This window comes from Ignatzschineria sp. PL_is040, assembly GCF_055813795.1.
The window spans coordinates 298,594-322,481 of sequence record NZ_JBVPGU010000001.1; the positions used below are offsets into that span (position 1 = coordinate 298,594).

At 41.7% G+C, this 23,888-nt stretch carries 16 protein-coding genes and 3 tRNA genes; 13 read left to right on the forward strand and 6 right to left on the reverse strand.

Going from position 1 to position 23,888, the window contains the following annotated elements; genetic code table 11:
- Window positions 1-9 precede the first annotated feature (9 nt).
- From rnt to sstT, 12 genes are all read left to right on the forward strand, one after another.
- Window positions 10-681, forward strand: coding sequence for a ribonuclease T (rnt, locus tag AC0SAP_RS01215; RefSeq protein WP_094568055.1), 672 nt, complete (start codon window positions 10-12; stop codon window positions 679-681).
- A gap of 62 nt (window positions 682-743) precedes the next feature.
- Window positions 744-2,312 (forward strand): glutamate--cysteine ligase, encoded by a 1,569-nt coding sequence (gene gshA / locus AC0SAP_RS01220; RefSeq protein WP_473382488.1) that lies wholly within the window; start codon window positions 744-746, stop codon window positions 2,310-2,312.
- 229 nt (window positions 2,313-2,541) lie between these two features.
- Complete coding sequence (locus AC0SAP_RS01225) at window positions 2,542-3,591, forward strand: TerC family protein (protein ID WP_304441098.1); 1,050 nt, start codon at window positions 2,542-2,544, stop codon at window positions 3,589-3,591.
- Between the two features lie 62 nt (window positions 3,592-3,653).
- Complete coding sequence (locus AC0SAP_RS01230; protein WP_109235463.1) at window positions 3,654-4,973, forward strand: NCS2 family permease; 1,320 nt, start codon at window positions 3,654-3,656, stop codon at window positions 4,971-4,973.
- 121 nt (window positions 4,974-5,094) lie between these two features.
- On the forward strand, window positions 5,095-7,161 hold the full coding sequence (locus AC0SAP_RS01235) for an FUSC family protein (RefSeq protein WP_473382489.1): 2,067 nt from the start codon (window positions 5,095-5,097) through the stop codon (window positions 7,159-7,161).
- Window positions 7,162-7,349: 188 nt separating this feature from the next.
- Window positions 7,350-7,850 carry a division/cell wall cluster transcriptional repressor MraZ gene (gene mraZ / locus AC0SAP_RS01240; protein ID WP_286479298.1) on the forward strand — a complete coding sequence of 167 codons (501 nt, stop codon included), beginning with the start codon at window positions 7,350-7,352 and terminating at the stop codon, window positions 7,848-7,850.
- Window positions 7,851-7,886: 36 nt separating this feature from the next.
- Window positions 7,887-8,753 carry a glutamate racemase gene (murI, locus tag AC0SAP_RS01245; protein WP_473382491.1) on the forward strand — a complete coding sequence of 289 codons (867 nt, stop codon included), beginning with the start codon at window positions 7,887-7,889 and terminating at the stop codon, window positions 8,751-8,753.
- Between the two features lie 61 nt (window positions 8,754-8,814).
- Entirely contained in the window at window positions 8,815-9,348 is a 534-nt protein-coding gene (locus AC0SAP_RS01250; protein ID WP_286479303.1) for a hypothetical protein, read from the forward strand.
- Window positions 9,349-9,673: 325 nt separating this feature from the next.
- A complete protein-coding gene (pepN, locus tag AC0SAP_RS01255) occupies window positions 9,674-12,232 on the forward strand; it encodes an aminopeptidase N (RefSeq protein ID WP_473382493.1) in 2,559 nt (852 codons plus the stop codon).
- Window positions 12,233-12,276: 44 nt separating this feature from the next.
- The gene (locus tag AC0SAP_RS01260; protein ID WP_473382494.1) at window positions 12,277-12,876 is read left to right on the forward strand and encodes a nitroreductase family protein; all 600 of its coding nucleotides are present in this window, start codon (window positions 12,277-12,279) and stop codon (window positions 12,874-12,876) included.
- 137 nt (window positions 12,877-13,013) lie between these two features.
- On the forward strand, window positions 13,014-13,526 hold the full coding sequence (gene ruvX, locus AC0SAP_RS01265) for a Holliday junction resolvase RuvX (protein WP_473382496.1): 513 nt from the start codon (window positions 13,014-13,016) through the stop codon (window positions 13,524-13,526).
- Between the two features lie 75 nt (window positions 13,527-13,601).
- Entirely contained in the window at window positions 13,602-14,840 is a 1,239-nt protein-coding gene (gene sstT / locus AC0SAP_RS01270) for a serine/threonine transporter SstT (RefSeq protein WP_473382498.1), read from the forward strand.
- A 508-nt stretch (window positions 14,841-15,348) separates the two neighbouring features.
- On the opposite strand, the gene AC0SAP_RS01275 is transcribed toward sstT, so the two are convergent.
- The 4 genes from AC0SAP_RS01275 to AC0SAP_RS01290 all read right to left on the reverse strand — a co-directional run bounded on the left by AC0SAP_RS01275 (window position 15,349) and on the right by AC0SAP_RS01290 (window position 22,105).
- A complete protein-coding gene (locus tag AC0SAP_RS01275) occupies window positions 15,349-16,818 on the reverse strand; it encodes a DEAD/DEAH box helicase (RefSeq protein WP_094568066.1) in 1,470 nt (489 codons plus the stop codon).
- A gap of 618 nt (window positions 16,819-17,436) precedes the next feature.
- Entirely contained in the window at window positions 17,437-21,513 is a 4,077-nt protein-coding gene (gene hrpA / locus AC0SAP_RS01280; protein WP_473382500.1) for an ATP-dependent RNA helicase HrpA, read from the reverse strand.
- A 105-nt stretch (window positions 21,514-21,618) separates the two neighbouring features.
- Complete coding sequence (locus AC0SAP_RS01285) at window positions 21,619-21,897, reverse strand: SlyX family protein (protein WP_473382502.1); 279 nt, start codon at window positions 21,895-21,897, stop codon at window positions 21,619-21,621.
- A 132-nt stretch (window positions 21,898-22,029) separates the two neighbouring features.
- Window positions 22,030-22,105, reverse strand: a tRNA-Gly gene (locus AC0SAP_RS01290).
- A gap of 380 nt (window positions 22,106-22,485) precedes the next feature.
- Between AC0SAP_RS01290 and AC0SAP_RS01295 the strand changes: the two genes are divergently transcribed.
- A complete protein-coding gene (locus AC0SAP_RS01295) occupies window positions 22,486-23,370 on the forward strand; it encodes a class II glutamine amidotransferase (RefSeq protein ID WP_473382503.1) in 885 nt (294 codons plus the stop codon).
- A gap of 93 nt (window positions 23,371-23,463) precedes the next feature.
- Here the strand turns inward: AC0SAP_RS01295 and AC0SAP_RS01300 are convergent.
- Both AC0SAP_RS01300 and AC0SAP_RS01305 read right to left on the reverse strand, forming a co-directional pair.
- Window positions 23,464-23,539, reverse strand: a tRNA-Gly gene (locus AC0SAP_RS01300).
- A 153-nt stretch (window positions 23,540-23,692) separates the two neighbouring features.
- A tRNA-Gly gene (locus AC0SAP_RS01305) sits at window positions 23,693-23,768 on the reverse strand.
- Between the last annotated feature and the right edge of the window lie 120 nt (window positions 23,769-23,888).

A 23,888-nucleotide genomic window follows, 5' to 3' on the forward strand; every position in this document is an offset into this window, starting at 1 on the left:
TCAAAGATTATGGCAGATCATTTACAATCCCCTCCCCCCATCTCAATGCGCTTTCGTGGTTTTCTTCCCGTCGTTATTGATGTGGAAACAGGTGGGGTTAACCCACGAACAGATGCCCTCTTAGAGATCGCTGCTGTTGTGATCGATATGAATGATGAGGGTAGACTCACCATGGCAGAGAGTGTTTCTGCACATATTGAGCCAGAGAAAGGGCTTCTTCTCAATCCTGAGTCGATGAAGATCAACGGCATCAAGATCGATAACCCTTTCCGCTTTGCAATCTCTGAAAAAGAGGCGCTGAAAAAGGTCTTTGCTGTTGTTCGTGCTGCGTTGAAAGAGAAAGGATGCACTCGTGCTATTTTAGTGGGGCATAATGCCCATTTCGATCTTGCATTTTTAAATGCAGCAATCGAACGGACCGGCATTAAAAACTCCCCTTTCCATCCCTTCTCCGTCATCGATACGGTAAGCCTTGCCGGCCTTGCTTATGGGCAAACAGTGCTTGCACGGGCGATTCAAGCTGCCGGCATTGAGTGGGATCATAGTCAAGCTCACTCCGCACTCTATGATACAGAAAAGACGGCAGAGCTATTTTGTAATATAGTCAATATATGGCAGGAGAAAGTCGGCTTTAATCTCGCCCTGTTTCAACCTAATGATGACCCTATTGATGCCCGATAGGCGCAATAGATGCAATAGAATCAGAATGAACAACCCCGTAGTACCGATAAGAGAGCGTTTGCATGGATAATTTACTAGACCGTTTAGAGAAAAATCTGACACTCCTTGGAAAGCATCAATCCTCCCTCAAAGAGGTTAATATTGGGCTCGAAAGAGAGACTCTTCGAATCAACCCAGAGACAGGCAGAATTAGTGATAAAGGGCATCCAAAAGCGATCGGCTCGGCATTAACTCACTCCAATATTACCACTGACTTTGCAGAATCCCTGCTTGAATTTGTCACGGATCCTGTGGATTCTCCTGAAAAAGCATTGGCGGACCTCAGTGAGATTCAACGATTTGTCTTAGAGAAGTTAGATAATGAGATCTTTTGGCCTAATTCTATGCCCCCGTTCATTGAATCGGAAGATGAGATCGAAATTGGTCATTATGGCAATTCAAATGATGGCAAGATGAAGTCCCTCTATCGTAAGGGATTGAGCCTTCGCTATGGCAAAATGATGCAGGTTATCTCCGGCATTCACTATAATTTCTCCTTAAAAGATCATCTCTTTGATGCATTTCAAAATGCATTTGACCGTCAAGAGATAAAAGAGATGAGCTTACAGCAGTTTAAGACAGATCGTTATCTCCATGCTTGTCGTAATATCTCTCGCTATGGCTTTGTGATTCCTTTTCTTTTAGGGGCATCGCCGGTAATGGATAAGAGCTTTCTTCGTGGGAAAGAGAATCCTTTTGCGTCGCTTAATGCAACAGATAGCTATCTTGACCAAGGGGAATCGCTACGTCTTTCTGATATCGGTTACGGCAATAATAAGTGCCACTTTGATGTCTCATTCAATACGATTGAAGAGTTTACCAAAAATATTCAATTTGCGATTACCACACCATGCAATATCTTCTCGCAAATTCCGGTGGTAGAAAATGGCGAATATAACCAGATCAACAATCACATTTTACAGATCGAAAATGAGTATTACGCAAGTGTTCGTCCAAAACAGATTATGCGCCCTGGTGAAAACTTCTTAACAGCGCTCAATCGCCGTGGGATTGAGTATATTGAGTTGAGATCGATCGATATTAACCCGCTCGTAGCGGAAGGCATTGGAATCGATGAGATGCGCTTTGTACAACTCTTGATGACAGCTTCTATCTTGACCGATGCGCCAGAATTATCGCAAAAAGAGTATGAGCATAATCAGAAAAATATGAAAGCAGTTGCTAAGCGAGGATTAGATCTCGCTCAAGAATTTAATGTTGCCGGAACAACTCGCACTCTTAAAGCTTCTATTTTAGCGGTATTAGAGTGGTTAACACCTTTGGCCCCCATATTAGGAGAAGCATATCAAGCAGCTCTTGAGAAGATGTATGCGCGCGTTGAAGATCCTTCCCTACTCCCTTCACAACAGGTTTTAACTGCGCTCAAAGAGAGCGGCACTCCTTATCAGACATTTTTCTTAACGCAGGCGAAAAAGCTCTATCAAAAAGAGCTCAAGCCTTTAGATGAGAAGAGTCGCGTTGCATTTGAGGAGAGTGCCATCAAATCTCTGGAGAAACAGCAAGCAATTGAAGCTTCACCTCAAATCCCATTTGCGCAATATCTCGATCACTATTTCCAATTTGAATCTTAAAATTTAAATAACTTAAATGGTTTGGATCTAAAGATTTGAATCTAGAATTATCTATGTAGCTAGCAGTCAATTTGGTAGATATCTTTCGCGCAATTAGTAAGATTAATTGCGCGCTTTAACCTCTTGAGGGACTTCTTAAATTACCTTTCACTAAAGATATAGACCTTGATAGCAAAATCCCATAAACTTACGCTTTATTTATCTACCCTTTTTTTAGAGGTATTTCTCAGTGACTGAAGTTGTCGCACAAACAATCGAATCTACTGCGCATATCGCGCAGGAGGTTCACTCCTTAGGTTCCCCCCTTCTCTATACTATCTTTGCCATTGTTGTTGCCGTAATGATCCTTATCGACATGTTTGCACTCAAAGCAAGTGGCGATCATCGTGTTAGCGTAAAAGAGGCTTTGATCTGGACGCTCATCTGGATCACCGTCGCGCTACTCTTTATGGCAGGAATCTGGGGCTATATTCGTTATATGCTGCCACCAGAGATCCTTATTCCTAGTGAATTTGCCACAACGAGTGAATATGCAACAAGTAAAGCGCTTGAGTTTTTAACCGGTTACATCGTTGAAAAATCACTCTCGATCGATAATATCTTTATCTTTCTCCTCATCTTTAGTTTCTTCAAAGTTCCTAATATCTATCAGCGTCGCGTCTTAGTTTATGGCGTTTTAGCAGCGGTCTTTTTACGGGTTGTGATGGTGTTGATCGGTAGCTTCTTGATCTCTAAGTTTGAGTGGATTCTCTACGTCTTTGGCGCATTCCTCCTCTTTACCGGGATCAAGATGTGCTTTGGTCATGACGATGAAGCAGATTTGAGTGAGAATAAGATCGTCAAATGGACTAAAAAGTTTGTGAAGACAACTGATGAGTATCAAAAAGAGCACTTCTTTATTGTCAAAGAGGGCGTTCGTTACGCAACACCGCTCTTTATCGTTTTAGTTTTGATTACCATTTCCGATATTATCTTTGCAGTCGATTCCGTGCCGGCGGTCTTCTCTATCACCGCTGATCCTTTTATTGTGATGACCTCTAACGTCTTTGCAATTTTAGGATTAAGAGCCATGTATTTCCTCTTAGCAGATATGGCAGAACGCTTCCATCTACTACAATATGGTTTGGCGATTATCTTAATCTTTATCGGTATTAAGATGTTAGTACTCTATTTCGACTACCATTTTCCGATTACGATCTCTTTGACAATAATTTTAGGAACTTTAGTGGGTTCGATCATCTTATCGCTGATGATCCCCCCTAAAAAACGATCTTCTTAACCCCATAAGTCTCGTACTACCTGCGAGACTTTTTTCATTTCTCTTCGCAAAAAGGACGCGTCATGTTAGAGAAACTCTTTAAACTTAAAGAACACGGCACAACGACTCGAACAGAGATCATTGCCGGAATTACGACCTTCTTAACGATGTCATATATCATTTTCGTAAATCCAAGCCTGCTCTCAACTACAGGGATGGATCACGATTCTGTCTTTATGGCTACCTGTCTTGCTGCCGCAATTGGTACTTTAGTGATGGCATTTGTTGCAAACTATCCTGTTGGACTTGCACCGGGAATGGGGCTGAATGCTTTCTTTGCGTTTACAATTGCAGCTCCCGTTGCTGCGGGTGGTTTTGGCTACACTTGGCAAGAAGCTTTAGGAGCTGTTTTTGTCTCCGGTGTGATCTTCTTTGCACTCACTATTACCGGGCTTCGTTCATGGATTATCAATGGTATTCCTAAATCATTAAGAGCTGCTGTCGGTGCTGGTATCGGCCTCTTCTTAGCGTTCATTGGTCTTTCTAATCCTGAAGTAGGCATCATCAAGGCGAATTCAGCAACGCTTGTAAGCTTAGGTGATCTCTCATCTCACGGTGCGCTCTATGCAATTTTAGGATTCTTCTTAATTGTAGTGTTAGATAACTTTAAGATTAGAGGTGCGATTCTTTTAAGTATCTTGATTGTCTCTGTGATCAGTGCTTTAGCAGGTCACACAGAGTTTAAAGGTGTGATTTCAACGCCCCCCTCTATTGAACCAACCTTCTTCCAGTTAAGTTTTGAAAAGGTCTTAAGTGGCAGCTTTGTACAGATCTTAATTGCGCTGGTACTTGTTGAACTCTTCGATGCCACGGGCGTTTTAATGAGTGTTGCTAAGCAGAGTGGATTACTTGATGAGACAAAAGTGCCGGATGCGAAAAAACGCTTCAATCGTGCGCTCTTTTCAGATAGTACGGCGATTCTTTCCGGAAGTCTGTTAGGAACGAGTTCTGTAACAGCTTATGTAGAGAGTACTGCCGGCGTTCAAGCAGGAGGACGAACAGGTCTTACAGCACTTGCGATTGCTGCTTGTTTTATTCTCGCGATCTTCTTCTCACCATTAGCGAATTCAATTCCCGCTTATGCAACGGCTCCGGCATTAGTCTATATCGCAGGCTTGATGTTAAGAGAGTTAACAGAAGTTGAGTGGGATTCCCCTACCGATTCAATTCCAGCGGCACTCTTAGTGTTAGGTATTCCTTTTACCTACTCAATTGCAGAAGGTTTCGCTTTTGGTTTTATTAGCTACGTTGCATTAAAACTAGGAACAGGAAAATTAAAAGATATTCATCCTGCAACCTATATCATTGCGATTCTATTTTTAGTAAAATTTGCACTCTTCTAGGATCTTCCCCTTTTCTCGGGTAAAGATGCTAACCTAGAGATGAGCATTGAAATAGGCATCAGTACGCCATATTAGAGCATGATCTTTAATATGGCGTTTTTAAATGTGGGGTTTTAGAAGTATGAATCACTTTATTACAGTAACTTATCGATTCTTTTTTAGTAGCGACTTTGCCATGGGGGTAAAGATGGCGCTAGGGATCTTTCTGCCTGTTGCGCTTTTAGCCCTCTTCTCAATTCCCTTAGAGATCTTAATGATTGCCGGCTACGGTAGTCTAACCATGTCTATTGCCGATCAAACCGGTACCTTAAAGCATAAACGCAATGAGATGCTCGGCACCTTTATTGCGATTGTGATTATTACCCTGCTCTTTATCTTTCAATCACCAGGGCTCCATCTTCTAAAGATCGTTTCACTCTCACTTATCTCATTTGTCGTAGCCTTCATCTATGCTTTTAAGGCTAAATTTATCGCTCTCGGATTTATCGTGGGCTTTACGGCCCTTCTTGCCGCATCTAATAGCGCTGCCACTCCCGCGGTCTACCTCTTCTTCTTCTCTTTAGGGGCTCTTTTCTATTTTGCCTTTAGCATGGCGGTGACGAAGATTTTTCAGATCTATATTGTGCGGCAGAATCTCTCCGGCATCTACTTTCTCCTGTCGCGCTATCTTAAAGCACTCTCAAAATGTTACCGTCAAAATGTAGTGATTGAGAAAGAGTTTAAAAACTTTATCAACTCTCAAACTGAACTACTTGAGGAGTTACAGGTGATGCGAGACCTTCTCTTTAGGCTCGATTATGAGAAGGATCATCGTCTTAACCAGATGGTCAATGAGTTGTTACTCCTAATTGAAACTCGCGAGATTGCAACTATCCCATTGCAAGATTTTGTCATTATTCGTGAAAACTATCCCAATAGTGATCTACAGATCTTCTTTCGTGATAGTTTCTCTAAGGCGGGAATCAATCTTGAAGAGATGGGGATGTATTCAATGCGCGCCGGCGATATGTTAAAGCGTCTCGGCTTTAAAGCGGAATTACGAGCATTAGAGTATGAATTAGAACTTCTACGCCGGCAAGATTTAGAGGGTGAAGCGTTAGAGGCCTATCAAATTGTAGCGAATCACTTTCGTAAAGTTTGGTCACTTTCCCGTAATTTAGAGCGTATTCGCTCATTCTTAGTCGATGATGTTGCCCTTGAGGGGAGCTTTCCAAAGCATAAATTGAAAAAATTTCTCTCTCAATCCCACTGGTCTCATGATTATATTACCCAAAACTTAACCCTCCAGTCACCTGTGTTACGTTTTGCAATTCGCTCTTCACTGGCGATGTTTTGCGCACTCTCAATTGTGAGTATGACTGACTTTCTCTCTCACGGTTTCTGGATTGCCTTTACACTCTTAAGTCTTATGCGACCAGGATTTAGTCTCACTAAAGAGCGCAGTAGAAATCGAATTATTGGCACCATTATTGGCTGTATCGTTGGGGGGATCTTAATCTCCATGGAGATCTCAACTTTAGGGTTACTCTCCATCCTCTTTGTATCGGTTATTCTTAATAATGGTTTAATTCGTATCCATAACCCACTTAGTGTCACTTTTACGACAGTCTATGTCCTAATTATTCTCAACATTAGTAAAGACTTAACGATGTTCCAAGGGATATCTGTCTCTATTGAGCGCATCATTGATACCCTAATTGCCGCTGTTATTGCGATCGGCTTTAGCCATTTTCTTCCAAGTTGGGAGAAGGTAAATCTTCCGCGACTTACTAAAAGTGCGAGAAAAGATCTCTTTACGGTGATTGAAGAGATTGAGAAATGGCAAATTACGAAAGAGAGTGAGGACGATGCTGATCTTAAATTAGCGCTCCGCCGAGCTCAAGTCTCTATTGTTTCTCTCTCAAATTCTCTAGAGCGGATGAAAGATGAGCCGATTAAGAATAGAGAACGAGATATCTCAACGATTAATGATGAGTTGATTGAGATGCAATCTGTGCTCTCTCAGCTCTCCTATTTAGCATCTCTACTAGAGGGGAAAGATGCAACAAAGATCCCGGAATTTAGGGAGATTTTCCAAGTGATCAAGTTCCGCATGGATCCCAAAATTCACCAGCAATGTTCTCCCCGTATTCCTCGGTTTATGATGCGAGAATTAAAACCACTTATCTGGTTGGTAGAACCGAAGTAAACAACTAAAGTGGTGAAATTATGAAGATGACTATGAGTATTACGCAAATAGGTAGTTTCTGCCGATAAAAGGTTGGCATTTATCGCTGATAATCGTATTATAAAATGATCTTATTCCACTTTTTTAAGGCGGAATATGATCAATGGGTGGAATATCTTCATGATCAATTGTAGGCACAGGTTACAAATATGTATCAGTTTTTAGGGGAATATGAGTTAAAGGTCGATGCGAAGAATCGTATCGCGCTCCCTGCCGCCCTTAGAAAACAGTTTAATGGCATGAATCATTTTGTCATTAGCCGTGCGCTCGATAAATGTCTTAACTTCTATCCGATCGAAGCTTGGCGCCAAGTTGAAGAAGAATTAGAAAAACTAAACCCTTTTGTAAAGAAAGAGCGTGACTTTGCACGCTTTGTTCGAGGTGGCGCAACAGAAGTTATCTTAGATGCTCAAGGCCGAATGGTCCTACCGAAGAGGTTGATGCAATATGCCAATATCGAGAGTGATCTGATTCTCCTAGGCAATGGTAATCTCTTTGAGATGTGGGATCTTATCACCTACGAAACGATGCTTGATATCGATCCTGAAGATTTCTCTCTTTTAGCAGAAGAGGTGATGACAAAAGAGGAAGAGGTTGAAGAAGCACCTCTCTTAGATCCATCTATCGTTGTTCCTTTAGGGCGCCGATAGATCTATTAGTAGAACAGGGATAAAAAAGGGAGAGGTGTGATAAAGATTGGTTTAATCGATTCTGGTATTGGGGGATTCTCTATTTTAAATGCTTTTTTAGCAGCTCCCCCACTCAATCGAACACAATTTATCTATATTGCTGATTCTGGCCACCTTCCCTATGGTGTGAAGAGTGATGCTTATATCCATGAACGAATGGAGCGCTTAACAGCGGAACTTCTATCCCGAAAGATTGATGCGTTAGTGATTGCCTGCAATACTGCAACAGCGGTAAGTGCTGAGAAGTTACGAGAAAAATACCCCGATCTTATTATTATCGGTATTGAACCGGCTATTAAGTTAGCGGCAACAGCGACAAAGAGCGGTCATATTGCTGTCGCAGCAACGCTTTCTACACTCCATAGTGAACGATTAAAGAGCCTTAAAGAGCGCTTTGCAAAAGCGCAGACACTCCATAAAATTATCGGTTCGGAATGGGTCGATTTGGTAGAGAAACAGAAGCTAACGCTAGCTGATAATCAAAAGATTCTAGAAGAGACATTAAAACCGCTATTCCAATATCCGATCGATCAATTGGTCTTGGGTTGCACCCATTTTCCCTTCTTAATACCGGCACTTAAGGCGCTTCTTCCAAAAGAGATCACTATCATCGATCCGGCAAATGCGATTGTCCAAGAGTGTTATAGCCAAATAACCATGCGTTACCCCCATCGTATTACGACGTTTTATAGTGTTAACGATGTGGAGACTACAGTTAGTAAGGAAAAGAGCCATAGCATTAAAGCATTACCTCTTAAAACATTACAGCTTTTAACTACGGGGGAGCTTAAAGATTTTCAAAGACAACTCTCTCTTTTAGATGCGGTAGGAGTTCCCATTGAGATTGCAAAAATCGATACTTAACCACTGTCGCTAGATATGTTAGAATCGATCCTATTATCGACAAAAGATGCTAGGATTAACCATGAACAAATTATTAAAAGCAACTATCGCCTTAGGCGCAATGATGATTTTAGCAGCATGTGGTGACTCACTAAAGAGCCTCTCCCCTGAGGATCAGCTCTTTACGATGAAGGTCAGTGAGCAATTTCAAGATGTAATGGATAAGAAAGATGCGATTGTCGCCGTCCGTTTAGAGGGTGCTCCTGCGGAGAACATTACACTACTTCAAGCTAAAGAGGGAGATATTGAGAAAGATATCCTCTACGCTGTCACGATCGATCTGCCTGAAGGGGTTGTGATCACCCTCTCTGAATTTGAAGAGGTGATGAATGAGCAGATGGATGCGATTAATGAGATTGTCGATTTTAAAGTAATGCCTGTTAAAGAGAGTGATACCCAGATCAACTATATTGCTGAGACGCGTCTAAATAACGTTCCCTATTATGAATATTGTCGTATTGCGGTAGAAGAGCAAATTACCACCATCTGCTTAGGTACTACCAATGATACAAAAGGGGCGGAAGCTGCCATTAACAGTATTCAATTTAAAAAATAGCTCCCGATAAGCGCTATTTCCCGAAAGAATTATTGAAATATTTCTCGAAAAATTTAATATCTCGATCCGCTAATTTGTGTAATATTTCACTACAACCTTCTGTTGTAGTAACGCATTAGCGGATTCTTATTGAGAGTACTCAATGATTTAATTACCTGTTTTATACTCATAAGTCATAAACTCATTTTTTACTCTAACTGTTTGCTGAAACAGTTTACTATAACCGTTTATATAACTGTTTATCTATAACCGTTTACTCTAGTGACTATTCTAGTTGTTTGAAGGTTGCCTCCTAAAGCGTGCGACCGATAGAAAGGATCTCTCTATGCCATTTACGCCCCGTTCAGATCAGCAGATCTATCGTTTAGATTATCTTGCTCCCACCTTTACAATTCCCCATTTAGATCTCCATTTCTCTCTCGACCCTAAGGTTAGCAGAGTGCGCTCTCAATTTAAGGTGATTGTAGAAGAAAATATCGATCTACCCCATACTATCAAGCTTCATGGATCAAAGATGTTGTTTGATATTCAATTGAAGATCGATGGGAAAGAGGAAGATATCAGCTCATTGTTAGATGAGGCAGGTAATCTGTCATTAACTTTAAATGCACGTGAGCAACTGATTGAGATCAAAAATAGTGTCTCGCCGGCGGCGAATAGCGCGTTAAGTGGCCTCTATCTTTCAAGAGGCATTATCTGCTCGGACTGTGAGCCTCAAGGCTTTAGAAACATCACGCTCTTCCCTGATCGCCCTGATGTGATGGCACAATATCGCGTCACTTTAGAAGCGGATCAATGCTACCCTATTCTTCTCTCTAATGGCAATCTGATAGAGAATGGAGTTCTTGATGAAACGCGTCATTATGCCATTTGGGAGGACCCCTATCCTAAACCCACTTATCTATTTGCGATTGTTGCCGGCGATCTGCAATTTATCGAAGATCAACATATTCGTCCTGATGGTCGCCCCGTACAGCTTCGTATCTATGCATCTAAAGAGAATATTGGTGCCTGTGACTTTGCGCTTGAAAGCCTCAAAAAAGCGATGCGTTGGGATGAGGATCGTTTTGGATTAGCATGTGATCTCGATTTTTATAATGTGGTCGCAGTGGATGATTTTAATAGTGGTGCAATGGAGAATAAGGGGCTTAACCTCTTTAATACAAGCTGTATTTTAGCAACAAAAGAGCAAGCGACCGATCGTGACTTTCGTTTCGTTGAAGCGGTCATTGCTCATGAGTATTTTCATAATTGGACGGGGAATCGTATCACCTGTCAAGATTGGTTTAACCTCTCATTAAAGGAGAGTTTAACGGTCTTTCGTGAGCAGGAGTTTATGTCGGAAGTAGAGCCCGGCATTCGTCGTATTGAAGATGTCAATTTTCTCCGTTTACATCAATTCCCTGAAGATCAAGGCCCTCTCTCACATGCGGTCCGCCCCGACAAATTGGGGTCAATTGAGAATATCTATACCACAACAACCTATGAAAAAGGGGCAGAGATTATTCGCCTCTATCAAACCATTTTAGGTCGAGAAGGCTTTGATCGAGGCTTTGCGCGCTATATTAAAGAGTTTGATGGCATGGCTGTGACTGTCGATGATTTCTATGCAGCGATGAAGATGGAAAATCCTCGTCTTTTTGAAAACTTCCCCCTCTGGTACTCTCAAAGAGGAACACCCAAGATTCAAGTCGCCACTGAATATTATCCCGATAAACGAGAAATGCGCCTCTCATTGAAGCAATTTCTCTTCGATCCTGTCACTAATGAGCTACAAGAGCCGTTGCCGATCCCGATTAAATATGCCTTTTTCAATCGTCAAGGAGAGATGCTGCTCGAAGAGACCTATACATTGACGATGGCGCATCAATGTTTAATCTTCCACAATATTGATGAAGTGCCGGTGATCTCACTATTGAGAGACTTCTCTGCACCTGTTATGGTCGATTATCCACAATCGATCGATGATCTGAAAATCCTGATTCAATATGAGCGTGATTACTTTGCAAAGTGGGATGCTGCTCAAAAATTAGTAGAGCGCCTTCTTTTCAACCGAGAATTGGCACGAGAAGAGCAGATCAAGATGATAGGTGATGCATTCGCACCTCTATTTGATTATGCTTATCAAGAACCTGGATTTGCTGCACTACTCTTAACCTTGCCCGATAATGATCATCTTTTCGATCGCTTAGAAAGTGAAGAGATCTTACCACTCTATCAAATCAAAAGAGAGGTAGAAGTGGGTCTTGCTACTCGTTTCCAGAAACATTGGCAAGCGCTTTATGATCGATTCCAAGAGGATTCTATTGCAGCAAGAGCGATTAAAAATGTGGCGTTGCACTATCTAAGTCGTCTCCCCCATGAGAGTGAGTTAGCAGTAAGAGAATATGAGAAAGCAGATAATATGACCGATATCAATGCGGCATTAACAGCACTGCTTTCTAATCAAAATCCAAAAGCAAAAGTGATTTTAGAGAGCTTCTATCATCGATATGAAGATGATGCGCTTCTCGTAGATCGCTACTTCTCTCTGCTAGGACGTAATCCGAACTTAACGATGGATGATGTGGCGATGATCAGTAACCACCCGGCTTTTGATCTTAAAAATCCTAATCGAGCAAGAGCAATTGTGGGATCCATTGGGCGAAATCGTATTGCTCTTGCCAGAATAGGCGCCCCCCTCTATCGATGGATAGGGGCAGAGATTGTAAAAATTGATAAGATTAATGCCGTAACAGCGGCACGCCTTGTTACACCTTTTGCCAAACTCTCCCGATTACCGGAACCTTTAAAAGAAGAGGTCAGAGCAATTTGCCAAGAGATGCTCAATATCGGGGAGATCTCTCATAACTTATCAGATCAATTGAAGAGGATTTTATTATGATGAATAAAAATGAATCGTTGGTAGACCCAAATTTATCAAGGGAAATGTCAGAGAGCGCTCTTGAGCAGAGTCAGGATCGTGGGGATCTTTTCGAACAGAGAAAGTTAGCTGAATTAATGATTGCTCGCCGGACAATTCATCATTTTGAGCCGACTGAAGTTTCGCTTGAGCCTGTTAAACGAGCATTAGAGCTTGCTGTTTATGCCCCTAATCATCACCATACCCATCCTTATCGATTCTATCTTATGGGAGAAGAGATCAAATCTCGTTTTCTCGAATATGCGAAAGAGGCTTTCTCTGAACGTGATCCAGCTTCTGCTGAAACAAAACTCGCTCGTTGGAAGAGAATTCCTGGGTGGATCTTAGTGACTCGAAAAAAGAGTGACAAGGAGAAGGTTGCCCATGAAGATTATGCCACCTTGAGCATCGCGCTCTATATGATGATGCTCTCATTAACAGCGGAAGGAATCGGCACTAAATGGTCTACAGGCTCTCTTCTCTTCAATGATGAAGTCTATAAAATCTTTGGGCTTAACCCTCAAGAAGAGGCTATTGAAGGGCTCTTTTGGTATGGCTACCCTGAAAAGAGACCGCTTCCCTTCCCTAAACCGCAATTTGATCAGTATGTGACGGAGCTTAAGTAGTTTCTGTTGCACTTCGTATTTGAAGAATCTGCGTATTATTAAATCACAGATTGAATCAACGATTTAATCATTGATCTAGTCAATCATTGGGGTGTTCAGATTAGCCTCAAAACTCTATTAATCAACTCTACTAAATTATGCAAAATAGCACTCAATCACTTCATTCGCTTCAATCATTAATCGTGAAAGAAGATAACAGAGATGATAATAGCCCCTATTTGGGGGCATTTAGAGAGGGGGAAGCACCCTCAATTGTCTTAGGATTTGACTTTGGCACACAAAATTTAGGGATTGCTGTCGGAAACTGTTTAACTCAAACGGCACAACCCTTAACGATCTTAAAAGTTACCCATAATCAGCCCCGCTGGGAAGAGGTAGAGAAACTTCTCAAAGAGTGGCAACCTAATGCATTTATTGTGGGAATGCCCTATACAAAAGATGGCACTGTTACTGAACATCTTAAGATTATTCAAAAATTTATCAATCGCCTCCATGGTCGATTTGGCCTGCCAGTTTTTATTGTCAATGAAGCTTATAGCTCACAAGAGAGTGAGCGCTATCTTAAGCCATCACAGCGCCATAAAAAGGGGCAACTCGATGCGATCTCTGCAGCGATTATTGTTGAGCGTTGGCTACAGCAAGAGATTTAACCTGGCACAGGACTTGTCAGTCCGTAAGTCCTGCGCTATTCTCAAAATGTCATACCATATTAGGACACTTCACAGATGAAAACTTTTTTTCAATTTATTAATCGATTTAGTTTAGTTCAACAGATCATCGTTGGCCTTATTTTAGGGGTTATCGTTGGTTTCTTCTTCCCTCTTCATGTTGCCCAGTCAATCGGTATTATTGGTCAATTTTTTATTGGAGCATTAAAAGCGATTGCTCCTGTTTTGATCTTTATCCTCATTATTGCGGCAATCTCTAACTACCATAAGCAGGAGAGTGGTAATGGTGCCATGCAGAAGGTGATCCTTCTCTATATTTTTGGCACCTTTCTTGCGGCATTAGTGGCGGTCTCTATCAGCTTTATCTATCCGGTTGTTGTTCCTTTAGATATTCCGGCAGCAGAAGCACGAGGACCGGCAGATATTACGGATGTTCTTCGCACACTCTTTATGAATATGGTGGATAATCCTGTCAATGCCTTAGTCACTGCTAACTATATCGGTTTAATCTCTTGGGGTGTTCTCTTTGGTTTTGCATTAAGATCGACGAATGCGTCAACTCGCAATCTCTTTCAAGACCTTGCACAATTAGTAACAAGTGTTATTAAAAAAGTGATTCTTATTGCGCCGCTCGGGGTCTTTGGTCTTGTCTCTGTCACTATTGCAGAAACTGGTTTTGAAGGGATTAAATCTTATATTGAATTGGTCGTTGTTCTCTTAGTGGCAATGGGGATTGTTGCTTTTGTGGTCAACCCACTCTTGGTCTATTGGGCTATTCGTCAAAACCCTTACCCTTTAGTATTACGTTGTATTAAAGAGAGTGGTATGACTGCCTTCTTTACTCGTAGTTCTGCAGCCAATATTCCTGTTAATATCGAGTTAAGTCGTAAGCTTGGTGTTCGCGAAGAGACCTATTCTGTCTCAATTCCTTTAGGGGCGACCATCAATATGGCGGGAGCTGCGATTACTATCACAATCTTTACGCTTGCGGCGGTTCATACTCTAGGAATTGAGGTGGATTTCTTCTCTGCACTTCTTTTGAGCATATTTGCGACAATTGGTGCTTGTGGTGCTTCAGGCGTTGCCGGCGGTTCGCTTCTTCTGATTCCGCTTGCCTGTTCTCTCTTCCAGATCGACAATGATATTGCGATGCAGTTAGTTGTCATTGGCTATGTAGTAGGGGTCATTCAGGACTCAACAGAGACCGGTTTAAACTCATCAACCGATGTTCTCTTTACGGCAGCCGCAGATTTCTCTGCAACAGGTATTGTTCCTAAAGAAGTTTCAAATAAATAATCATTCATATAATCATTCATGATACCTATCGGTTAATGATGATTCATCACAATAGAAGCGTTATCTTAATAAAAGGTGGCACTTTTTTATTGCAATAGAGAATTCTTAAGAAGAATCTGGAGCGGCGGGAGCCAATTATTTTGCTCTTTTCAACGGTGCATGCTCGCAGATCGGGGCATCAACAATACCGAGGAAATAGTATCAAATTGATGCCATTTACAAGCGATAAGATCATTCACTGCCGGCGCGTGATTCATAAAAAATGCGATAGCGAGATCCGGCTGCATTCAGCCTTTTTGTTTCAATATCAAGAAACAAGCCATAAATAAAAATACCCTCCTCAATCCAGAGCCATAAATTGATGGAGGATTGAGGGTATCTTTCAGTTTGATTATTGAATATTGAATCTCATCGAATATTAATAGAGTTCAATATTTTTTATTTTTTGATCATTGGAGAAAAGAGATAAAAGTTTCTCTTTAAATATGATCTATCTACAGCCTATTAATTAGACCGCGGCACTGCGACTTGATGAACGACGTGAAGGGCGTGCGCTACGATCTGTTGTGCTACGACGCTCATTACGAGATTCATTGCGACGACCTTCGCTACGTGGTGCTCGACTGCGATCGCGATCTCCGCGACCTTCTGAACGACCCTCTGTACGGCGTGAAGAACCTTCTCTTCTACCACCACGTGAGTCATTTCTACGACCAGCACCGCCACCAGGACGACGACGGCCACCTCTTGGTGCGCCACGTAATGGCTCTTTCTTAGGCTCTAAACCTTCGATCACATTCGCTTTAATCTCTAATTGAATGAAATCTTCTACTGCATCAAGAAGACGCTTATCTTTGAAGTGAACAAATGTTACAGCTGTTCCTTCACGACCCGCACGACCTGTGCGACCGATACGATGAACATAATCTTCTGGCTGTCTTGGTACACCAACGTTAAAGACATGAGTAATTGTCTCGACATCGATACCACGAGCGGCAACATCTGTTGCTACAAGGATCTTGATTTTACCGCGACGGAGATTATCGAGACAACGATTACGAACACGTTGCTGCATACCACCGTGGAGGTAATCGACAGAGAGCCCCATCTCTTTTAACTCATCTGCAATCTCTTCTGCATCAATCTGAGTTGGAACAAAGACAACAGTTTGATCGATTTTTGCATTTTCCAACCAATGGAAAAGGAGCTTCTTCTGATGTTCACGACCATCTGCCCAATGAAGGATCTGGGTAATATTCTTATTGATAGTATCTTTAGGTGAGATCTCGATACGGAGAGGATGATTCATCATTCCTTCCGCTAATCTCATCACTTTCGGTGGGAAAGTAGCAGAGAACATCAATGTTTGACGATTATTGATACAGCTCTTATGGAGTGTTTCTAAATCTTCAGAGAAGCCCATATCGAGCATACGGTCAGCTTCATCAGCAATAAAGAAGTGGACATTATCAAAGCTAATCTCTCTCTGTTTATAAAGATCGATTAAACGCCCAGGTGTTGCGACTAAAAGCGTGACATTTTGTAGTTCGCGAATTTGACGACCATAAGGCATACCACCTACAACAGTTGCAACGCGGAAATCACGATGAGCCCCCTTTAAGAGAATAGCCTCTTGCGCTACCTGCAACGCAAGCTCACGCGTTGGACACATCACAATTGCATGGGGTGCCGGCATCTTATAAGCAGGTTGACGACCACGACGACCTTTACGAGGTGCAGGACGCTCTTCAGGTGCGCTCTTCTCTTCTAGCTCTTTCGCATCCATAATTTGATGCAAAATAGGAAGGAGGAATGCTGCTGTTTTACCACTACCTGTTTGGCTTGAGACCATAACATCTTGGCCACCCATTGCAACAGGTATAACACGCGTTTGCACTTCTGTGGCACTGTCATAGCCCATTTTTTGGACGGCAGCTAAGAGAATAGGATTTAAATTTAAATCAGAAAATTGAGACATAAAGATACTGATCCCTAATTAAGAGAGGGATTTCCTTTTAATATAATATTTATAGGGAATGCGCTTGAACATTCAGCCAAAAACATGCATCGACCGAATCTCAAATAAGCGTCAAGTACACTTATGTCATAGTTCTTAACTATGAACCAACAGGGCGATGAAGAGGGAATATCATACCCTCTTTCTATTTTTTTGCAATCTATTTTCACGCAAATAGCATAAAATGGGGGTAAGCCCATCATTATTAATGCTTTACCATTGCTTATATTTTCTTTCCTAAAGAGACCTTTCTTAAAAAGAGAGGGTAAACCTAATATAAGAGGAATTTAAGAGTAGAATTTCATTTCTATTTCATCTCTATTCTCGTATAGATCATATCATTTCCCACTACAGACTAGATCAGTCTGGGACTTAATATAAGACTTAAACAAGAGACTTAAATATGAGCATAAGCTAAGCAAGTGTGAATACTATAACACTATTAATGTCCCAGCCCTAATAACTTATTATTTATATTCTTTTAACCCTCTAACCCTCTGGCGCCCTAATTTTTTAGTTGCAGCTTCATTAACGTCTCCCCCCCATTAAGGAAGGGGGAGATTCTATCTTTAATTGTGTTTAATGATAACTACTATTTTTGATTAAAAGATCAATTTCATCCCAAAGTTTATTGAGTCGCTTCTCTGATACCGTCATCTTAGTTCGCATCGGTTGGGCAAAGAAGGAGACGGCCATCTCTTCAATCATCCAACGATACTCTTCTAACATCGCAGGCAACTCTTCCCTATCAGCAAAGAATTTTTGCGCTTTAAGATAATTTTGCCAATGCTGCTCAATGACACCATTTTGCTCATTATCTCGTGTTATGTTTTGAGGAAAACGCTCAATTCTTACAACCATCGCTTCTAAAAACCGGGGAATTTCATCTCGCCATACTTTAGGCGTCTTGCTGATAAAATCGGGATAGATTAAACGATCTAAGGCAGATTTGATCCGTTTTTCTGCTAGAGCACGATTCATCGGATGAAGCTGATTGAGCGCTTCCCTTACCTCATTAACTCGCTCAAAAATTGTGACTATTAAACGGCTAAGATCGGTCGCATCAGAGACCATCTCCCGGCGCATTTTTTCGATCACCTTCTGAAATTCTGCGGCATCTCTAGGCAGAGATGAAGATTCTTCAAGTCGATCTTTAATAATCGCGCGCATGAGATCTTCTCGCAGAAGCTCTTCATTTCCCACTTGTCGGAACATTAGTGCTAATTTACCAAATTGAGGCCACTGTCTGCGCAGATATTTTACCTGTTCATGGAGTGTTTTTAATATCAGTGTTACTAATGTGTTGAGATGCACCTCTTGAGCTGCATGAGGACGATCATAGAGCTGTTTTCGGAGCGTTAAAGGTTGCTCTTTATCGATCAAGAGCGCGGTATATCCCTTAAGCTCGATACCATTTCGGACAAAGCGCTCTTCTGGTGCAATCTTCCACTGATCTACTGAAAAGCAGATCTGCTCTTTCGCCTCTTGATCGGATGCTATCGAGTTATCCTCTCGTCTTCTAGAGTGTGGCTGAGCACCCTCTCTTGCTCCCTTCTCGTCACTGTTTCTCGCTTTTTTCTCTTTTTTGCCGGCACCAAAGCTTGAAGCAAGTTGCTGGAAGGCATTTTCGGCTCTTCCTCTCAATTTTTGAGTCAGTTGTTGAAGATCTCTCCCCTCTGCGATTGTCTTGCCACCGGTATCAATCACTCGAATATTGATTCGAAGATGCTTATCAAGAAGATTCTCATCGAAGAGATGAGGCTCAATCTTAATGCCGGATCGTCGCGTTAAAAACGCTGCAATCTGAAAGTAGAGATTCCCCTCACCGAAGCTCAATTTTTCTAACATCTCATCGACAACATTAGGAAGTGGAACAAAGTTTTTACGCAATGCTCGCGGTAAAGATCTTAAGATCTCTGTAATCTTTTCTCTCAATAATCCCGGCACTAACCAGTCGAGACGAGTCTTATCGAGTAGATTGAGCGCTGCTAAAGGCACCATTAAGGTCATTCCATCATCTTCAGCAGCAGGATCAAAGCGATAGACTGCATTAAGGCGAAGCTGACCAAAAGAGATGGTGGTGGGAAAGTCTTCTAAGTTGAGCTGATCATCATTATCTAAGATATCAGACTCACTAAAGATCAATAATTGATTATTTTTAGGGTTTTTACACCATTTTTCGAGTGATGCGACAGAGTAGATATCTTGCGGTAATCGTTCGTTGTACCACTCAAATAACTTCCACTCCTCAATTAAGATATCCCGGCGGCGGGTCTTTTCTTCCATCTCGGCAACTTTTGAGATCGTTTTTCTATTAACGCGATAAAAGGGAGCTCGCGTCTGAATCTCCCCTTCGACTAAACCTTCTCGAATCAAGAGTTCCCGAGATATTTCAGGTTTAATGCGCCCAAAACTGACCGTGCGATTTTTAATAATCGCTAAATTGAAGAGGCGGATTGTCTCATACGCCGCAGCTTGTCCTTGCTGTTTACTCCAGTGAGGTTCTGTATACTCCCGTTTTAGAAGGTGCTCTGCTAAACGCTCTAACCATTCGGGGTTGATCGCGGCATTCATGCGGGCAAAAACTTGGCTTGTCTCTACAATTTCAAGAGACATTAGCCATTTAGGTGGCTTACGGTAGAGCGCAGACCCTGGGAAGATCTTAAACTTGCGGCCATTAGCACCACTGTAGAACTTCTCCTCCCCTAATTCGCCAATCTGATCGAGAGAGCCGACCAAAATCGCTCGATGAATCTGATCCTCATTAAAAGATGGGAAAAGATACTCCCCTTCCTTAACGCCTTTAGGCTGATTCTTCTCCTCACTTTTAGGAAATGGGTTCCACTTTAGGGATAATGATTGATAGATCCCCTTCAGTTGCTGATAGAGATCGAACCATTCTCGCATGCGCATAAAATTGAGGAAGTGAGCCCGACACACTTTTCGCATCTGATTTTGGCTCTCTTTTCGTGCGCGATCTTGATACCATGCCCAAAGATTGAGTAACGTAATAAAATCGGAGCGCTCTTGTCTAAAGAGGCGATGCTTCTCATCAGCTTGCTGCTGAAACTCTAAAGGACGTTCCCGAGGATCTTGAATAGAGAGTCCTGCCACAAGCGCTAAAACTTCATGGCCTACCCCCTCTTTTTCACCTTGGATAATCATCGCCCCCAATTTAGGGTCGATCGGAATTTTGGCTAAAGTCCGCCCTAGTGGCGTCAATCTTCCCTCATCATTAACCGCTTTTAGCTCTTTTAAAGTCTGAAATCCTTCCCGAATCTGCCGCATCTCCGGCATCTCAACAAAGGGGAACTCTTCAGGATGCCCAAGGCGTAGATGCCCCATCTGTAAGATCACCGAAGCAAGGTGGGTTCTTAAAATTTCAGGATCTAAAAAGAGGGGGCGACTATTGAAATCCTCTTCACTATAGAGACGAATAGCGATCCCTTCCGCAACCCGTCCGCAACGTCCTGATCGTTGATTCGCGGCGGCTTGTGAGATCGGCTCAATCAAAAGACTCTGTATTCTAGAGCGAGCATTATAACGACTCACTCTTGCGACACCGGTATCAATGACGTAACGGATACGCGGGACCGTGATTGAAGTTTCTGCAACGTTAGTTGAAAGAACAATACGACTTCTGCCTTTAGGAGAGAAGATCTTCTTCTGCTCTGCCTGACTCAAGCGTGAAAAGAGGGGTAAGATATCGTAATGTCGAAACTCTTTACGAAGCAGATCAGCCGTCTCTAAGATTTCTCGCTCACCGGGTAGAAAGATTAAGATATCCCCCTCTTTTTCGCTCTGCAATTCATTAACGGCAGCGATAATCCCCTCTTCTATCTCAATAGGATCATTCTCCTCATCAAGATGGAGATCGCGATAACGAATCTCCACAGGATAAGTTCGGCCTGACACTTCAATAATAGGCGCCTTTTCTGGTCCACCAAAATAATTTGAAAATGTTTCAGGATCGATGGTTGCAGAGGTAATAATCAGCTTTAAATCGGGTCTTCTCGGTAGAATTTTCTTTAAAATTCCTAAAAGAAAATCGATATTAAGGCTGCGCTCATGCGCCTCATCGATAATGATCACTTCATACTGATTAAGATAGCGATCATGCATTAATTCTGTTAAGAGAATTCCATCGGTCATCAGCTTTAAGACGGTTTTATCACTGATCTCCTCATTAAAACGCATCTTGTAGCCAACAAAATCCCCAAGCGGTGTATCAAGCTCTTCGGCAATTCTCTCTGCAACAGAGAGTGCCGCTAAACGACGGGGCTGGGTATGGCCTATCGTCCCTCTTGCCCCTAACCCCATCTCTAAGCAAAATTTAGAGAGTTGCGTTGTTTTACCGGAGCCTGTCTCACCACAAACAATTAAAACTTGATGCGATTTCAGCGCTTCTATAATCTCTTCTCGCGCTTGATAGATCGGCAATTCAGTCTGATAATTAAGTTCAGGAAAAGCATTTAAGCGTGCTTTTGTCTCTGAGGCTGATTGCACAATCTGCTCTTTAAGTTTTAAAATTGTCTCTTTTGAGGGAGATCTTTCTCGCTTTAAAGCAAAGAATTGACGACGTAACTGATGTGCTCGTTCAGTACGAATATAGGGTAAAAGGGCTTCTAATTGCGCAATCTCTTTTGGAATATCCATTATGCTCTTTTCTATATATTGATGATAGTTCGTTGATAGTTCGTTAACAGATCATTGGCAGCTTATCTATGGATCATTTTAAGATCATTGATAATCATTGATAGATCAATAGTGTGGTGGGATCTCTTCTTCTGGCGTCCAGCTCTGCTCTTCACTCTTTGGCATCTCTTTCATCTTTTCTATCAATTGTTGAGAGACTCTCGTTAAACGATCGAGCATCTCCTGCTGAGCAATAATCGTTTGATTTAAAAGCTCAACCGTATATTCATGAAAAGCCTCACGACTCTCCAGTTCGTCAATACGAGCGGTGAGATCTTCGATTCTCTCTTCTAAACTTTGATCATTACGCCCATTTTTCTCTGGAGTTTCTGATATCTCTGACATCTTTTGATTCCCTTTTTTACTGATTCTATAAGATCATTCACTCAAATTAATGGAGATATGATAGCAAGAACGATGGAGAAATTATGGAATAAAAAAAGCCGAACTTCTATAAAAGTTCGGCTTTTAATAATTTGGAGCGGGAAACGAGACTCGAACTCGCGACCCCAACCTTGGCAAGGTTGTGCTCTACCAACTGAGCTATTCCCGCAAAAGAGGAATACAATTATAAGGTAAAATTAAAATCTGTCAACTCTCTCTTTGATGAAAAAAACAGCAAACCTAAAGGGGTTTCTTGAAGAGCCGATAAGGAGCAGTATAGGAGATCATATACTTCATAATGAAGTAATATAAAGCTCTTAAAATAAGCTCTTAAATAGACTTATATGGTCGCTGAGGCTAGAATAACAGATTAAATACCTATAACTCCTATAGGAGTACAATGGTTTAACGTTCTAGCAATCAACGATTTAAACTATTTAAATATTTAAACTATTTAGTAACTGACTATCGAGTAGTTAATGATCAATAACTAATGATCCAATAAGCTTATCAGAACAATTATCAATAAGTGAGCAAATGGGGGATTCAATGTGCCAACTATTAGGAATGAACTGTAATACACCAACTGATATCCTCTTCTCCTTTGAAGGATTTCGTAAGCGAGGGGGTGAAACAGATATTCATACAGATGGTTTCGGAATCGCCTTTTTTGAAGGAAAAGGAGTTCGTATCTATCAAGATGATAAACCATGCGCCTCCAGCCCTGTTGCGGATCTTGTAAAGAGCTATCAAATTAAATCTAAAAATGTGATTGCCCATATTCGTAAAGCGACTTATGGGCAAGTCTCTCTCGCAAATACCCACCCTTTTATGCGAGAGATTTGGGGTGAGTATTGGCTTTTTGCTCATAATGGGCATCTCGACTGCCAACGCCTCTTCTCTCATCCTCTTTTTCAAAAAAGAGAGGATGACTTCTATACACCTGTCGGCTCTACCGATTCAGAAGCTGCATTTTGTGCAATATTAAATGCGCTTCGGAGAAAGTTCCCTCAAAAGCCAACTGCAGATATTTTATTCCAGGAGATTAATAGATTAACAGCAACCATTCGCAAGAAAGGGATCTTCAATTATCTTCTCACTAATGGGGAGTGGATGATTGCTCATGCAAGTACGCTTCTTCACTATCTTCTTCGCCAAGCACCTTTTGGTGAAGCGACGCTACTCGATGATGATGTCAACGTGAACTTCGCGGCAGTCACAACACCTTATGACAAGGTCGCCGTTATTGCAACGCTCCCACTTACTACCAATGAAGTGTGGCAGCAATTAGCTAAAGATGAGATTGTAATGTTCCAAGAAGGGGAGATTATTGCACGCTACGCCCCGGATCCAGATCGCTACTTTACAGTTGAGGAGGCATTAGCATTAGCTGTTAAAGTCGGTGCGGCCGCCGCAGAGAGTGATATCTTCTAGAAGATATCTTGGTGTAGATAAAAAGAATAAAAGAGATAAGAAATAAGAGATAAGAAAAGAGCCTGATAACAATGTTATCAGGCTCTTTAAATTTGGAGCGGGAAACGAGACTCGAACTCGCGACCCCAACCTTGGCAAGGTTGTGCTCTACCAACTGAGCTATTCCCGCTAGGAATGGTGAGTATTATACTCTTTGAAATTTCATTGTCAATCTTGTTATCTGTAGAGATTTTATTCAGCTACTTTTTATATCGTAGACTCTGATTGATTATCTCAAGTACGAAACAGATACATACACAGAATATTTCTGTTAGATTGATTTTGGAGCGGGAAACGAGACTCGAACTCGCGACCCCAACCTTGGCAAGGTTGTGCTCTACCAACTGAGCTATTCCCGCAAATCAATGATCGCATAAGTATAAGCTTTTTTTTCATAGTGTCAATTACTGGACTATTTTTTACACAATGGGACTCATCAAGGAGTGAATGAATCACAGTTAAGATCAGTTATCTCTATC

Bases quoted from the DNA above. Each gene is read 5' to 3' on its own strand.
- AC0SAP_RS01235 (WP_473382489.1), top strand. From the start codon at position 5,095: ATGAATCACTTTATTACAGTAACTTATCGATTCTTTTTTAGTAGCGAC.
- sstT (WP_473382498.1), top strand. From the start codon at position 13,602: ATGAAAACTTTTTTTCAATTTATTAATCGATTTAGTTTAGTTCAACAG.
- gshA (WP_473382488.1), top strand. From the start codon at position 744: ATGGATAATTTACTAGACCGTTTAGAGAAAAATCTGACACTCCTTGGA.
- ruvX (WP_473382496.1), top strand. From the start codon at position 13,014: ATGCAAAATAGCACTCAATCACTTCATTCGCTTCAATCATTAATCGTG.
- AC0SAP_RS01250 (WP_286479303.1), top strand. From the start codon at position 8,815: ATGAACAAATTATTAAAAGCAACTATCGCCTTAGGCGCAATGATGATT.
- AC0SAP_RS01260 (WP_473382494.1), top strand. From the start codon at position 12,277: ATGTCAGAGAGCGCTCTTGAGCAGAGTCAGGATCGTGGGGATCTTTTC.
- AC0SAP_RS01295 (WP_473382503.1), top strand. From the start codon at position 22,486: ATGTGCCAACTATTAGGAATGAACTGTAATACACCAACTGATATCCTC.
- AC0SAP_RS01275 (WP_094568066.1), bottom strand. From the start codon at position 16,818: ATGTCTCAATTTTCTGATTTAAATTTAAATCCTATTCTCTTAGCTGCC.
- pepN (WP_473382493.1), top strand. From the start codon at position 9,674: ATGCCATTTACGCCCCGTTCAGATCAGCAGATCTATCGTTTAGATTAT.
- rnt (WP_094568055.1), top strand. From the start codon at position 10: ATGGCAGATCATTTACAATCCCCTCCCCCCATCTCAATGCGCTTTCGT.
- AC0SAP_RS01230 (WP_109235463.1), top strand. From the start codon at position 3,654: ATGTTAGAGAAACTCTTTAAACTTAAAGAACACGGCACAACGACTCGA.
- hrpA (WP_473382500.1), bottom strand. From the start codon at position 21,513: ATGGATATTCCAAAAGAGATTGCGCAATTAGAAGCCCTTTTACCCTAT.
- AC0SAP_RS01285 (WP_473382502.1), bottom strand. From the start codon at position 21,897: ATGTCAGAGATATCAGAAACTCCAGAGAAAAATGGGCGTAATGATCAA.
- mraZ (WP_286479298.1), top strand. From the start codon at position 7,350: ATGTATCAGTTTTTAGGGGAATATGAGTTAAAGGTCGATGCGAAGAAT.